General features: G+C 50.2%; 15 protein-coding genes. 2 read left to right on the top strand and 13 right to left on the bottom strand.

The window, feature by feature from the left end; all coding sequences use genetic code 11:
* Positions 1-20 precede the first annotated feature (20 nt).
* A complete protein-coding gene (locus tag ACTOY7_RS04305; protein WP_482670280.1) occupies positions 21-875 on the bottom strand; it encodes a M23 family metallopeptidase in 855 nt (284 codons plus the stop codon).
* Positions 876-980: 105 nt separating this feature from the next.
* The gene (locus tag ACTOY7_RS04300) at positions 981-2,423 is read right to left on the bottom strand and encodes an aminoacyl-histidine dipeptidase (protein WP_300884351.1); all 1,443 of its coding nucleotides are present in this window, start codon (positions 2,421-2,423) and stop codon (positions 981-983) included.
* Between the two features lie 218 nt (positions 2,424-2,641).
* On the opposite strand from ACTOY7_RS04300, the gene ACTOY7_RS04295 reads away from it, so the two are divergent.
* On the top strand, positions 2,642-3,571 hold the full coding sequence (locus tag ACTOY7_RS04295) for a transporter (protein ID WP_160280391.1): 930 nt from the start codon (positions 2,642-2,644) through the stop codon (positions 3,569-3,571).
* A 3-nt stretch (positions 3,572-3,574) separates the two neighbouring features.
* Here the strand turns inward: ACTOY7_RS04295 and ACTOY7_RS04290 are convergent, their stop codons facing one another.
* The 7 genes from ACTOY7_RS04290 to ACTOY7_RS04260 form a co-directional block, all read right to left on the bottom strand.
* Positions 3,575-4,159, bottom strand: coding sequence for an ATP synthase subunit B family protein (locus tag ACTOY7_RS04290; RefSeq protein WP_160280392.1), 585 nt, complete (start codon positions 4,157-4,159; stop codon positions 3,575-3,577).
* Positions 4,160-4,254: 95 nt separating this feature from the next.
* A complete protein-coding gene (gene coaD / locus ACTOY7_RS04285; RefSeq protein WP_160280393.1) occupies positions 4,255-4,746 on the bottom strand; it encodes a pantetheine-phosphate adenylyltransferase in 492 nt (163 codons plus the stop codon).
* Positions 4,740-5,309 (bottom strand): 16S rRNA (guanine(966)-N(2))-methyltransferase RsmD, encoded by a 570-nt coding sequence (gene rsmD, locus ACTOY7_RS04280; protein WP_300826033.1) that lies wholly within the window; start codon positions 5,307-5,309, stop codon positions 4,740-4,742. The genes coaD and rsmD overlap by 7 nt, the downstream gene beginning before the upstream one ends.
* Positions 5,310-5,479: 170 nt before the next feature.
* Positions 5,480-5,686 carry an alpha/beta-type small acid-soluble spore protein gene (locus ACTOY7_RS04275; RefSeq protein WP_016294399.1) on the bottom strand — a complete coding sequence of 69 codons (207 nt, stop codon included), beginning with the start codon at positions 5,684-5,686 and terminating at the stop codon, positions 5,480-5,482.
* Positions 5,687-6,026: 340 nt separating this feature from the next.
* The gene (gene recG, locus ACTOY7_RS04270; RefSeq protein WP_482670270.1) at positions 6,027-8,087 is read right to left on the bottom strand and encodes an ATP-dependent DNA helicase RecG; all 2,061 of its coding nucleotides are present in this window, start codon (positions 8,085-8,087) and stop codon (positions 6,027-6,029) included.
* A gap of 222 nt (positions 8,088-8,309) precedes the next feature.
* A complete protein-coding gene (locus ACTOY7_RS04265; protein ID WP_160280396.1) occupies positions 8,310-9,995 on the bottom strand; it encodes a DAK2 domain-containing protein in 1,686 nt (561 codons plus the stop codon).
* A 14-nt stretch (positions 9,996-10,009) separates the two neighbouring features.
* On the bottom strand, positions 10,010-10,369 hold the full coding sequence (locus ACTOY7_RS04260) for an Asp23/Gls24 family envelope stress response protein (RefSeq protein ID WP_300884369.1): 360 nt from the start codon (positions 10,367-10,369) through the stop codon (positions 10,010-10,012).
* Positions 10,370-10,657: 288 nt separating this feature from the next.
* Here ACTOY7_RS04260 and rpmB point away from each other — a divergent pair, with 288 nt between their 5' ends.
* Positions 10,658-10,843, top strand: coding sequence for a 50S ribosomal protein L28 (gene rpmB, locus ACTOY7_RS04255; RefSeq protein ID WP_016294403.1), 186 nt, complete (start codon positions 10,658-10,660; stop codon positions 10,841-10,843).
* A 194-nt stretch (positions 10,844-11,037) separates the two neighbouring features.
* Here rpmB and ACTOY7_RS04250 read toward each other — a convergent pair whose 3' ends face one another.
* The 4 genes from ACTOY7_RS04250 to ACTOY7_RS04235 form a co-directional block, all read right to left on the bottom strand.
* A complete protein-coding gene (locus tag ACTOY7_RS04250; RefSeq protein ID WP_004080724.1) occupies positions 11,038-11,178 on the bottom strand; it encodes a hypothetical protein in 141 nt (46 codons plus the stop codon).
* Between the two features lie 94 nt (positions 11,179-11,272).
* The gene (locus ACTOY7_RS04245) at positions 11,273-11,674 is read right to left on the bottom strand and encodes a GerW family sporulation protein (RefSeq protein WP_160280398.1); all 402 of its coding nucleotides are present in this window, start codon (positions 11,672-11,674) and stop codon (positions 11,273-11,275) included.
* A gap of 33 nt (positions 11,675-11,707) precedes the next feature.
* Complete coding sequence (locus ACTOY7_RS04240) at positions 11,708-12,868, bottom strand: DUF2953 domain-containing protein (RefSeq protein WP_300884354.1); 1,161 nt, start codon at positions 12,866-12,868, stop codon at positions 11,708-11,710.
* Position 12,869: 1 nt separating this feature from the next.
* Positions 12,870-13,214, bottom strand: coding sequence for a hypothetical protein (locus ACTOY7_RS04235; protein ID WP_160280400.1), 345 nt, complete (start codon positions 13,212-13,214; stop codon positions 12,870-12,872).
* Positions 13,215-13,266: the final 52 nt, after the last annotated feature.

Raw genomic sequence — 13,266 nt, 5'->3', positions numbered from 1 at the left:
GAAATTAATGCAATGATGTACTAGTAGGCGCATTTCACCCTGCGGTCTTCCACATATCGGAGCGGGTAATATGGATTCACACTGATCTCCTGATCCCCTATAACCAGATAGATCCCCAGATGCAGGTGTACCGGAAAATTCCCGGTAGTCCCCTCCACCTTACTGTAGCCGGTATCCCCCATAAATCCCAACAGATCGCCGGCCTTCACGGAATCCCCTTCTTCGATATCCGCATAGGAATCCAGATGGGCATAATAAAAATAAGCGCCCCCGGGAGCCGTGATCCCCAGCCGGTATCCGCCCTTTTCCAGCCATCCCTTGTGCTGGATGACCCCGTCCGTCATGCTGACCACCGGGTAAAGCCCCCGCTCGTTTGTGGAAGCCATGATATCTGTCCCCTCATGCCCCCGCTTTCCTCCGTAATTCCTCTCAAACATCCAGGAATCCTCGTAGGTGACCTCTGCCTGGACTCCATTGGACGGAACCGGTATCGGAAAATATTGCAGATCATTCCAGACTGCTTTGCAGGCGTCCCGGTACAGCTCCCACCCCTGCTTCTCGGACCAGATCTTTTCCAGCCTGGAAAAGGTCTCCGCCGAGCAGGGATACTGGAAAGCCTCCTGTCCGAAATGATTTTCCAGCCAGTAGAGACCTAAGTCTCTGCCCGGATCCTCCGACATCCGGATATGCTCCAGCATTTCGGAATCCATCCTCTGCCTGCGGTATCCTTCTGACGACAGGATTCCTTCATTCAGTCTGCTGTACCGGCTCCTGGCGGTCAGGATATGTATGTTCACTACAAGAAAAAAACAGAGGATCATACAGTACAGCGCATACCGGACGGCCATTTGGTGAGCCGTCCGGTGCCCGCGCATTGCCCGGCGCTTCTTCCGAAAATAGATCCTTGCTCTGATATCACTTGTTTTCAAAAACGCATTGCCCCGGTTCGTTTTCTTATACTATATGAGGCAGTGTTCAGATTATTTACATCTCTTTAAAATTATTTTCAGGACATTCCAGATCTTTTCTGCCGAGGCGATCTCCAGCCGTTCGTTGAAGGAATGTACGTCCCGCATATTCGGGCCGAAGGAAATGCAGTCCAGCTCCGGCTTCTTGCCGCTGAGCAGCCCGCATTCCAGTCCGGCATGGATCGTTGTAATCTCCGGACGGACTCCGAACACCTCTTCAAAGGCATCCGCGGCGATGGGACGGATCCGGGAAGATTCTCTGTAGGTCCATGCCGGATATCCGCTGTCGATATTCCAGTTTCCGCCCAGCAGGTCCGTCAGGCAGATCAGACGGTCCTGAAGTTCCTGCAGCTTGGTGGAAATGCCGCTTCTCACCAGCACGAGGAATCGAACACCTTCCTCCCCGTTCCCTACTATACCCAGATTATCGGAGGTTTCTACCAGCCCTTTCAGGGAACGGCTGTATTCATCCACCCCGTTGGGGCAGTTCACCAGGAAGCCGACCACTTTTTTCATGGATTCTCCAGTAAATACCGTGTATTCCTTTTCCCCCAGCTCCGTAATCCGGATATCCAGCTCCGGCTCATCCGCGCCAAATTCCTGCCTCCATTCGTCCTTCATGGCTTGGATCATCCGGATCGCTTTTTCCGGTTCCTGTACAACAATGCTGCTTTTGCTCACGGACGCAATCACATTTTCTCTGGTGCCGCCGCTGATCTCAACAAGAAAAATCTCCTGCTCCCTGCCAAGACGGTACAGCATCCGGCCCGCCAGCTTGTTGGCATTGCCCCGCTGCCGATCAATCTCCACGCCGGAATGCCCTCCCTTAAGGCCGCAGATCTCCACCAGGAGTCCGCTTCCCTTTGCGGTAGTCTTCTGCACTGGGATCTCACAGGAAAAACGGAAGCCCCCGGCGCATCCTGCGGTCAGAGTGTCGTCCTCCTCGGAGTCCAGATTAAGCAGCATCTTTCCCTGGAGCCTGGACAGATCCACATTGGCTGCGCCGTCCATGCTGACCTCCTCGTCCACCGTAAAGAGCGCCTCCACCGGCGGGTGCTCCAACGTCTCATTGTCCAAGACTGCCAGCGCCATGGCGATAGCGATTCCGTTGTCCGCTCCCAGTGTGGTATCCTTTGCCGTCACATATCCGTCCTCCACCATCAGCTCCAGCGGATCGGTCAGGAAATCATGATCCGAGTGTTCCGTTTTTTCACAGACCATATCCAGATGCCCCTGGATGATAATAGGCTCACTGTTTTCATATCCCTTTGTTCCCGGCTTTTTGATGATCACATTATTCCATTCGTCCTGATACACTTCCAGCTTCCGCTCATTTGCAAACCTCACGCAGTAATCGCTGATTCCCTTTGTATTGTAAGATCCCCTTGGGATCCGGCTAATCTCCTCAAAAAAATGAAATACTTCCTTTGGCTCGATGTTTTCTAATACCGCCATGTTGCTTTCCCCTTTCTGTCTCTTTTTTGATAGCAGCTGTGAGTCCCGGCCTCTTTTGGACTGCTGTTCACAGCCGTCTCACGCAAATGCGCCTCTTTTTCCATTTTGTCACAGCACACATAAAAAATCAACCAATTTCATATATCTTTAGTAATTATTCGTTGCTGCTCATACTTACAGTGTGAGCATGAACAATTATTCAAAACGGAGGATTCCGGATGAGTCGAAATCTGAAAGGACTTGGGATCGTTCTCTTATTCCTGATCATGCTTGTCTCTCCAAAAGCCGTTTTTGCAGGCGCAAGTGAAGGGCTTCTGCTTTGGTTCCAGATCATTCTTCCCACACTGTTTCCATTTCTGCTTGTCACAAACCTGCTGCTTGTCACCGGAAACATGCATCTGATCAACGCGGCCTTCGGCACCTTCCTCACCCATGTCTTCGGTGTCTCTCCCAACGGCAGCTTTGCCGTGGTCACAGGCTTCTTATGCGGCTATCCCATGGGCGCCAAGACAGCGGCGGATCTGACCGAAGCCGGCTATATTTCCCCGGAAGAGGGCCGGTATCTCCTTTCCTTCTGCAACAATTCCAGCCCGGTATTTATCCTGAATTATGTGGTATGGAAAACACTGGAAACGGACGCTCTCCTGATCCCAACCCTTTTGATCCTGATACTTTCCCCTGTCCTGGTCAGCTTTATTACAAGAAAGAGCTTTTTACATAAAAAAGAGGCGTTCCATAACCTGAAAAAAAACGGCTTCACCAAAAGCGCCTGGTCCTTCCAGGAGATTGACCGCTGCATCATGGACAGCTTCGAAACGCTTGTAAAGGTGGGCGGGTATATCATCCTGTTTTCCGTCTTTCTGTCGCTGTTCGAGGCCCTTCCTGTGATTATACCGGGAGTTTCGGCTCTGCTCCCCCTTCTGGAGGTCACAAACGGCTTAGGTCTGCTCCGTGAAATGCAGCTCCCGCTGCAGCTTTTATACCCGGCCGTTCTGGGGCTGACTTCCTTCGGCGGCTTCTGCGCCGCCGCGCAGACCCAGTGCATGGTGCACAAGGCCGGCTTTCCGATCCTGCCCTATCTCACGCAAAAACTGGCAGCCGCGCTGACTGCCAGTCTTATGGGTTCTCTCTATCTGTACCTAAGATGAATGTCACTCCACTCCGCCGCCCTGCTCATATCCGCTTCCATCCTCCTGGGGGATTGCCAGCTCCGCGCGGTTGTTCCGCACCACATCGTAGCACTCCTGCAGGGAATTGATCAGTCCGTCGTACTTGGTCGTATAGCTGTCCAGCGTGTGGCCGATGATACTCTCCGCATTGGCCATCAGGTCGTCGGTATACTGGATAGCGCCGATCCGGATCGCGTTGGCGTCCGCCGTAGCGTTGTCTACAATCTCCTGAGCCTGGGCGGTTGCCTGAGTCACGATCTCATTGGCCTGTGCATAAGCCTGCTGCATGATCTCATGCTCGCTGACCAGCTCATTGGTCTGCATCTGCGCTTCCTCAATCAGGGCATCCGCTTTTGCCTGGGCATCCGCCAGAATCGCATCCCGGTTCGCAATGATCTTCTGATAGCGCTTGATCTCATCCGGCGTCTTCATCCGCAGTTCCCGAAGAAGCTCATCCAGATGTTCTTTATTTACGATGATTTTCGTGGTAGACAAAGGCTGATACTTGCAATCTCTGTCAATGTATTCTTCAATCTCTTCAATAATCTGCTCAATGCGGCTGCTCATAATCTACACGCTCCTTTTCTCTTTCCGTTCCTCTCCTGCCGTTCTCCGTCAGGCTTCTATCTTCTCTATCATCTGCTCAATGCGGCTGCTCATCATTAATAAGCCTCTTTTGCTCTCATCTTCTTTTCCAGTTCCCTTTTTACCGCCTCCGGAACAAACTGTGACGTATCTCCGCCGAATGCGGCAATCTCCTTCACCGTCGTAGAACTCAAGTAGGAATATTCTATGCTGGTTGTTAAAAACATCGTCTCCACACCGGGTCCAAGCTTATGGTTGGTCTGGGACATCTGCAGTTCATATTCAAAGTCCGTGATCGCACGCAATCCCCGGATGATCAGCTCCGCTTCCATCTTCTTCGCGAAATCGATCAGCAGGCCGTCAAACGGTACGATCTCAATATTGTCGAATCCTGCCGACACTTCCTTTAACATTTTAACACGTTCCGCAACAGAAAACAACGGCATTTTCGCATTATTATTCAGCACTCCGACGATCAGCCGGTCTACAATCTTGCTGCTTCTTTTCATGATATCCAGGTGTCCGAATGTGACCGGGTCAAAGCTTCCCGGATAAATGGCTTTTAACATATCTCTTCCTTTCCGGCTTTTTCCATAAAAACGTGCTTGTTCGTCTTATAAACTTTTTCCTTCAGCAATGTAAATCCCAGCTCGTCCACATAGGAAAAATCTGTCTCCCTGGAGGCTTCCACGATAATCACCGTGTCCTCGTACACGAGTGCCGATCCTGACAGATATTCCAGAACTCCCCGCTCCAGCTCCTGGTTATAGGGCGGATCCATAAAGATATAGTCAAAAACCTTTTTTTCCTCCATCTGATACAGCGCCGTCATCACATCACGGTTCCATGTTACGGCTTTATTTTCCAGCTTTGTAAACTTTAAGTTTTCCTTGATGCAGGCCATGGCTTTTGGATTTTTTTCTACAAAAACGGCCTCCCGCGCGCCACGGCTGAGCGCCTCAATGCCGATTCCCCCGCTTCCGCTGAACAGATCCAAAAACATGCAGTCGTAAATATAGGGCGCTATCATATTGAACAAGGTCTCCTTGATCCGGTCCGTGGTCGGCCGTGTATCAATGCCGTCCAGAGTTTTCAGTTGTAATCTTCTTGCGCTTCCCGCTATGACTCTCATACAGGCACCCCTTTCCACGTACAGCATAACTTTTCAAAACAGCAGACCGCAGAGCAGTCTGCCGTATCTAACCATCATACATTTTTCAGCGATCATGTGAATTTTAGCAGAAAAAAGCACTCAGGTCAATCCTAAGTGCTTTTTTCTTTTGCTATTTCGCAATTTTTTTGTTATTTGCCAGCCATCTGCTTTTCCTGCTGTTCGATCATTTTCTTGACCATATAACCGCCGACAGAACCATTCTGTCTGGATGTCAGGTCACCGTTGTATCCGTCTGTCAACGGTACTCCCAGTTCGTCTGCTACCTCGTACTTAAACTTGTCAAGGGCTCCCTTCGCCTCCGGTACTGCTGCTCGATTAGATGAACGACTTGCCATTTTTATTTTCCTCCTTTTGCAACTTTTTGTAACTTTATCGTTACGCTTTCGTTTTTTTGTAACAAGTTGTTTTTTTGTTACAACCATATTATATGGAGGAATTCATCTTTTACACTGGAAGTTGCTTCCAAAACTTTTCCACCTGTACGGTTGCAATCCGAAATATCGGTTTTATGCAACTTATTGCAATAAAACCGATATTTCGGATTAGCAACCTACGCATAAATGAGCAAAATGCGGCTGCATTAGCAGACGCAAGAGTGCGATAGCACGGATTTTGCGAATGGATGCGTAGGTTGGATGATCTTTAGATCATCCAACCGTACAGATGGAAACTTTTTTATAAGGTTGTTTCCAGGGCATTCTGTGAAATCGCCTGTTCAAGCGCTTTTTTTAATCCGATGTTTTCCAGCACTTCCAGCCCGGGATCCTCATCCAAAAGTACGTTTGCGGCTTCGCTCGCCGTCTGCAGTATTTTCGCGTCCTGATACACATCGCCCAGGCGGAAATCCATCACACCGCTCTGCCGGATCCCGAACAGATCTCCCGGACCGCGCAGCCGCAGGTCTTCCCCGGCAATAAAAAATCCGTCGTTGGATCTGTTCAGGATTTCCAGTCGTTCTCTCGTTTCCTCTGATTTTGACGCGCTCATGAAAATGCAGTAAGACTGGTGCTTTCCCCGTCCCACACGGCCCCGGAGCTGATGAAGCTGGGCAAGCCCGAAACGCTCGGAATTTTCGATCATAATCACAGACGCATTGGGAACATCAATCCCGACCTCAATCACCGTCGTGGAAACCAGCACCTGTATTTCATTTTTCGCAAAGGCCTCCATGATCTCGTCTTTTTCCGCCTGCTTCATTTTTCCATGCAGATAAGAAACCGCAATTCCTTTTCCCAACGCTTCCCGGACGATCTCCGTATAATCTGTCACATTCTCCACTTCCAGGCTGTCGCTTTCTTCCACCATGGGGCAGATGATATAGCACTGTCTTCCGGAGCAGATCTGCTTCCTCATAAAGCGATAGGCTGTCTCCCGATATCCGGTATCCACCACACAGTTTTTGATCGGAAGCCGGTTCTTTGGAAGCTCACCGATCACGGAGATGTCCAGATCCCCATATAGGATGATCGCCAATGTCCGCGGAATGGGCGTGGCGCTCATGACCAGGATATGGGGGCACACGCCTTTTCCGGCCAGCCGTTCCCGCTGCCTGACGCCGAAACGGTGCTGCTCGTCCGTCACTACCAGCGCAAGGTTTTGATACTCTGCTTTTTCCTGGATCAGCGCATGGGTCCCTATGATCAGATCCGCTTCTCCTGACGCGATCCGCCCGTAAGCCTCCTTTTTTTCCTTTCCCTTCATGGAGCCGGTCAGAAGCTCCGCGCGCAGCGGGATCTCATACTCCGCAAGCATTCTCCGGATATTCTCAAAATGCTGTCTTGCAAGCACCTCCGTGGGCGCCATCATCGCCGCCTGATAGCCGTTCAGTCCTGCATACATCATGGCAAGCAGGGCGACAATAGTCTTCCCGGAGCCCACATCTCCCTGTACGAGCCGGGACATCACATGAATTCCGGACATGTCCTGACGGATCTCCCGCCATACGGATTTCTGCGCGTCGGTCAGCTCATAGGGCAGCCGTTCCAGAAATCTCCCGATCAGCTCCGGATCCCGGAAGCAGTATGGATTGAGAACCCGTTCCTTTTGAACACTCATCATGCGCAGGGAAAGAATGAACATAAGAAACTCTTCGAACACAAGCCGTTCCCTTGCATGGTAAAATTCTTCCTTTGTCTCCGGGAAATGAATCCCCCGGACAGCCTCCTGGTATCCGGCAAGCCCATACCGCTCCGCGATTCCCTCCGGCAGGCTTCCTTCTCCCAGGTCGGTCATCTCCACCGCCTGACGGATCGCTTTTAAGACTGCGTTGTTGGTCAGCCCGGAGGTCAGAGGGTATACCGGCTGCAGAGAGGATCTTTTTTCTTCATATTTATTACTGGGATAAAAGATCTCTGGGTGCTCCATGACGAGCCCGTCCTTTTTCCGGACGATCCTGCCCCGCAGCGTGATCACTCCGCCCCGCGAGAGAGTGTTTCTCAAAAAAGGCATGCGGAACCAGATGACCTTTAAGGTTCCTGTGAGATCCTTCAGATAGAGGGTCGTGATCTGCATTTTCGGACTTCCCGACACCTGGACCCTTCCATAGATGGCTCCGGAAACCGTCATGGTATGTCCCTCCTCGATCTCCCCGACGGCCACCGGATCCTCATATACCTCATATCCCCGGGGATAATAGCGGATCAGGTCCCCGACCGTATGGATCCCGATTTTTGAGAAAGTTTTCTCCGCTTTCTCCCCGATTCCCTTGATTTCCCTGATTCCTGATCTTTCGTCCATTCTCTTCTCCCTGATTTTTTAAGGAACCGCGGAAAAATAACTGATATGGACCGCATACAGTTCCTAATCCGCCTGTCAGGCAAAAGCCCGCAATACGAAACCGCAGGCCGCGCCTTTCCGCATCACGGGCTTTTTCAATTTCTTCTATGTCAGAATGTATACCCAGGGGTATCCCTTGATGACCATGCGGCCGTTTCACAAGGTATCATTCCATACCGTTCCCTACTCCACAGATATCACGTAGTAATAAATGGGCTGTCCTCCGCTGTGTACATCCACGTCCACGTCCGGATACAGCTCTGCGATCTCCTGGCCGAACCTCTCGGCATCCTCTTCCCGGATATCCTCTCCATAATAGAGACTGATCATCTCCGAGTCCTCATCTGTCATCTTCGCCAGCATCTCCTTGGCCGTTGCCTCCACGGACTGGCCCACGGAAAGGATCCCCGCATCGCCGATACCCATGATGTCTCCCTCATGGATCTCCTTGTCGTCAATGTGAGTATCGCGGACCGCATAGGTGACCTGTCCGGTCTTCACATTGGTGATCTCCTCCAGCATGGTCTCCTCATTGGTATCCACATCCGCATCCGGCATATAACTGATCACCGCCGTGATCCCCTGGGGCACCGTCTTCGTCGGAATCACGATCACGTCCTTATCCTTCACCAGGGAGCGGGCCTGATTTGCCGCCAGCACGATGTTCTTATTGTTCGGAAGGATAAAGATATGGTCCGCATTGACCTGATCGATGGCTGTCAGCATATCCTCCGTGCTGGGATTCATGGTCTGTCCGCCTTCTATAATATAGTCCACGCCCAGTTCCCTGAATATGGAGTTCATTCCTTCCCCGATCGACACGGCAATGAATCCGACGGATTTGCGCGGTTCCTTCGGCGCTTCCTGCTCCTTTTTCTTCTTTGCCGCTTCTGCCTGCTCCGCAGCCACCTTTTCCGCGTCGCGGATCAGCTTCTCCTGATGTTCCTCCCGCATATTGTCGATCTTCATACGGGAAAGCTGACCGTAGGTCAAAGCCTTCTGGATCGCAAGTCCGGGATCGTTGGTATGCACATGTACCTTCACCACATCCTCGTCCGCCACGCAGACAATGGAATCCCCGATGGATTCCAGATAGGCCTTGAAGGACTCCTCGTCCTGTTCGGAAAATTCCCGTTCTGTCATGATGATAAATTCCGTACAATAGCCGAACCGGATATCTGCCTGTGCCTGTGCTTCCGGCTTTACCATCTTCACAGCCGGCGCAGCCTCGATCGCGCTGTAATCAATCTCTTTTCCCTGGAATGCATCGCAGGCGCCGTTCAAAACCTCCACCAGGCCCTGGCCGCCGGAATCCACGACTCCCGCTTCTTTCAATACAGGAAGCATCTCCGGCGTCCGCTCCAGCACTTCCTTCGCTGCTTCAATGATCTCCGGAATAAAGGTCTCCAGATCCTCCATTGTCCCGGCAAGCTCAGCCGCCTTCTCGGAGAGCCCTCTGGCCACCGTAAGGATCGTCCCCTCCTTGGGCTTCATGACCGCCTTGTATGCTGTTGCCGTCGCACGTTCACAGGCCGCCGCCAGAACCGGTACGTCAATCTCCTGATGCTCCCGGATCTCCTTGGTAAATCCCCGCAGAAGCTGGGAGAGGATGACACCGGAGTTTCCCCGGGCTCCGCGCAGGGAACCGGAAGAGATTGCCTTAGATACGGACTTCATGTCAGCCTTCTCCAACGCACCCACTTCCTTTGCGGCAGACATGATGGTCAGAGTCATATTGGTTCCCGTATCGCCGTCCGGCACCGGGAATACATTCAGTTCATTGATCACTTCTTTTTTCGCTTCCAGATTCGCTGCTCCGGCTAGAAACATCTTCGTAAACAGCTCCGCATTTATCGTTTTCGTTGCCACGACAAGTATCCTCCTTAATCTATCACTCTGACACCTTCAACGAAGATGTTGATCTTCTCTACCGTCATACCTGTAAATTCTTCCACCTTATACTTGACATTATTCACCAGGTTGTCAGAAACTGACAGGATATTCACACCATATGACACAATCACATGAAAATTCAAAGTGAGGTGATTCTCCTCGGAAATCGCAATCTGGATTCCATGGGTCAGGCTTTCCTTTTTCAGTAATCTTACCAGTCCGTCCGTCATGCTGACAGCCGCCATCCCGACGATGCCAAAGCACTCTACCGCAACGGAACCGGCATACTTCGCGATCACGTCAGGATTGATCGTGATAATCCCCAAATCTGTAGTCATACTGCCTTTCATCATATATGAACCCCCTGTTCTTTGTCGAATCTCCCGGGGGACAGACTTACACTAAAAAAGCCCCGGAAAGTATTCCTATTATACTCTTTTTGGATAAACTTTACAATACTGATATTTTAAAATGGAACGCAAAACAAGATTTTTCTATTATTATTCTCCATTTTTCCATTTTTTTTGCAAAAACCCAGTCAGAAATGCAAAAAATGCTTGCAATCAACGGCTCTATCTGCTAGAATATGGGTGTTGTGAGTCCATCGGACAATTTTCAGATTGTTAGGAGGTGCAGTGATGGCAAAATGTGCTATTTGTGATAAGGGTGCCCATTTCGGAAATAATGTAAGCCACTCTCATAGAAAAACACCAAAGATGTGGAAGTCAAACATAAAATCTGTTCGCGTTAAAACAGAAGGCGGATCCAAGAAAATGTATGTATGTACATCCTGTCTGAAATCCGGACGTGTAGAACGCGCTTAAGAACTGTATTTACTTTATATTTGATGACACGGAAAAAACCAGTATCTCCTGCAGATGCTGGTTTTTTATTTCCATGAAGCAATGAGCCGCGCAGCCATGCCTGCATGGATATCTTATTCAGGAACCGGCGTGAAATGATATGCGGATTTTGACAAGCGAGACGCGCATATCCTTTCACGGCAGTTCCTTACCGATCATTTACAAAATAATACATAGCCTGCCGCCAGACACACACAGAACAGCATCACCCTTAAGATCGACGTGGAAGGGATCAGCAGGATCAAAAACATTCCCATTGCAGCACAAAGTAAGGCAAAACCAATCATCCGCTTCATAATCAAAATCCTGACTGCTATTATTACACTTACATTATCTTATGCTGCATGTTCCGCGGTTATGCAACGCTGTATTAGCTTATGATTCGTTATTCTATTCTTCCAGATCTGCCGCGGCATCCAGGATGTCCGCCACATCTTCCTCTGTCACCTTATCTTCTTTTCTGGTCGTAATTTTATCCAGCACCTCCGGTACAAGGTCAAACAGCTTCGTAATGGTATCCTGGTTCTTGATATTCACCAGCCGGGTTGTCCCGTCCTTGATGACCAGAACCGCGCTAGGTGTGATTTTTCCTCCGACTCCGCCCATACCTTTATCCTTTTTATCGCTCAGATTAGAACCTGCTCCGATTCCGAAGGACACATCGATCAAAGGAAGAATCGTGATATTATCCACGCGCACCGCATCCCCTACTACCGTTTTGCTGGAAACGAGTCCGTCCATTCCCTTCATCAGGGATTCTACCGTCGTTTTTAAATTATTTGTTTCAGACATCCTGTTATTCCTCCTTCAATTTTTCGAATGATTTTATTTCTTTAATTTCGAGATCAACCGTCTGGCATCCAGAACCGTTCGCCTCACGTTCCGGCTCCAGAGCAGATTCCAGCCCATCACTGCCGCCGGCAGGATACGAAAGGCTCCCTTCACGGATACCTCGCCTTCCAGAACCTTTTCCTCAAAATCGGGACAGCAGTAAACATGCTCTCCCCAGTATGGATACAGCATACTGGCGCCCGCCAGCACCTTTCCCGTCAGGGAAGGATCCTCGAATCCAAACCGGATTTTCCCCCTGCACTGCTTCGGCCTCAGCCGGAACAACAATTTTTTCAACTCGGAAAAACATTTCAGAAATGCGGACTGATGTACGCCGTCCGATAAAAAATCAGTTACAAGCTCCGTCTTTGCCGACAGCATCTCTATTTTAGCACACATTTTATCAAAAGTATATTCGATCTTATCAAATACAACCGTGATTTTGTCCGACAAAGTTTTTTTCGGTTTCTCTTCTGATTCTCCGGTATCAGCATCCGGAGGCACCGTTTTTTTATTCTTCTTTTTCGGTTTCTTTTTATTGGTGTCTGCCGATTCCTCTGATTTATTTTCCGCCTTTTGATCTCTGGATTCTGCCGATGATTCTGTCGCGCTTTCTCTTACCGGCTCTTTTGGGATATCCTCCGGTCCTTGCGGCAGATTTTCCGTTTTTATATCTTCGGCTGTCTCTTCTTCCGGCGGCTCCGATTTTGGTTCCTCAGATGCCTCTTCTTCCGCCTTTTCCGATCTCACTTCCTCAGATGCCTCTTCTTTCGCCTTTTCCAATCTCACTTCCTCAGACGCCTCTTCCGCATCCGCAACCTCTTCCAGCACCTTCTCCCCCATTTCTTCCAGGCCGTCGGCTGCTTCTTCTATTTCTTCTTCCGCGTCCCCGGTATCACCCAGCTTGATCCAGGCCGCCCGGATATTCCAGGACAGATTTCCTTTCCGGTACTGCAGCCTGCCGCTGATCAGCCGGAAAAAAATCCCGAAGCTTACACCGGCCTCCAGCTCCGAGAGCTTTCCCGGGCAGCTGGCCTCCGCCTGGTAGCGCAGGGGCGTAAAGATCACGGCTAGCAGCACCAGGATCAAAAGCCCCAGGATCGCCAGCAGTATCCAGCCTATGAGTTTTAAGATAAACAAAATCACCTGCAACATGTTATGCCAGCCCTTCCTCAAATCTTCCCTGCCGTTCGGCAAGGAATCTACGGATATCGGTTTCCCCTGTCTCTTCCAGCACCTGGCGGACGATCTCCTCCACCAGATACACGGCGGCATCATACCCTTCCGCAATGCCTACTACAAAAACCTCCGCGTCATCGTACCACGGCTGCTGCAGAAGAAGCGCCGGATAAAATTCCAGAAGGTTTTGCTCCCCCCGGGCCAATGTAAGGATATATAAGGACGGCTGCAGGGTACGATCCATCAGCTTTTTTAATATCTTATTTTTCTTTCGCTTCAATCCGTCACTCACATACAGATCACAATAACATTTTATCCTCATGATTTCCTTCCCTTTTGACCGGATACTCCGCATAAATCATATTTTCCGCAGC

Source organism: Schaedlerella sp., from assembly GCF_056796775.1.
Note: the sequence above shows the minus strand (reverse complement) of the source record. Positions and strands in the feature narration are given on the sequence as shown.

Coding starts and splice junctions, on each gene's coding strand:
- rpmB (WP_016294403.1), top strand. CDS start 10,658: ATGGCAAAATGTGCTATTTGTGATAAGGGTGCCCATTTCGGAAATAAT.
- coaD (WP_160280393.1), bottom strand. CDS start 4,746: ATGTTAAAAGCCATTTATCCGGGAAGCTTTGACCCGGTCACATTCGGA.
- ACTOY7_RS04275 (WP_016294399.1), bottom strand. CDS start 5,686: ATGGCAAGTCGTTCATCTAATCGAGCAGCAGTACCGGAGGCGAAGGGA.
- ACTOY7_RS04250 (WP_004080724.1), bottom strand. CDS start 11,178: ATGAAGCGGATGATTGGTTTTGCCTTACTTTGTGCTGCAATGGGAATG.
- ACTOY7_RS04235 (WP_160280400.1), bottom strand. CDS start 13,214: ATGAGGATAAAATGTTATTGTGATCTGTATGTGAGTGACGGATTGAAG.
- ACTOY7_RS04295 (WP_160280391.1), top strand. CDS start 2,642: ATGAGTCGAAATCTGAAAGGACTTGGGATCGTTCTCTTATTCCTGATC.
- ACTOY7_RS04245 (WP_160280398.1), bottom strand. CDS start 11,674: ATGTCTGAAACAAATAATTTAAAAACGACGGTAGAATCCCTGATGAAG.
- ACTOY7_RS04240 (WP_300884354.1), bottom strand. CDS start 12,868: ATGTTGCAGGTGATTTTGTTTATCTTAAAACTCATAGGCTGGATACTG.
- ACTOY7_RS04305 (WP_482670280.1), bottom strand. CDS start 875: ATGCGCGGGCACCGGACGGCTCACCAAATGGCCGTCCGGTATGCGCTG.
- rsmD (WP_300826033.1), bottom strand. CDS start 5,309: ATGAGAGTCATAGCGGGAAGCGCAAGAAGATTACAACTGAAAACTCTG.
- ACTOY7_RS04260 (WP_300884369.1), bottom strand. CDS start 10,369: ATGAAAGGCAGTATGACTACAGATTTGGGGATTATCACGATCAATCCT.
- ACTOY7_RS04300 (WP_300884351.1), bottom strand. CDS start 2,423: ATGGCGGTATTAGAAAACATCGAGCCAAAGGAAGTATTTCATTTTTTT.
- recG (WP_482670270.1), bottom strand. CDS start 8,087: ATGGACGAAAGATCAGGAATCAGGGAAATCAAGGGAATCGGGGAGAAA.
- ACTOY7_RS04290 (WP_160280392.1), bottom strand. CDS start 4,159: ATGAGCAGCCGCATTGAGCAGATTATTGAAGAGATTGAAGAATACATT.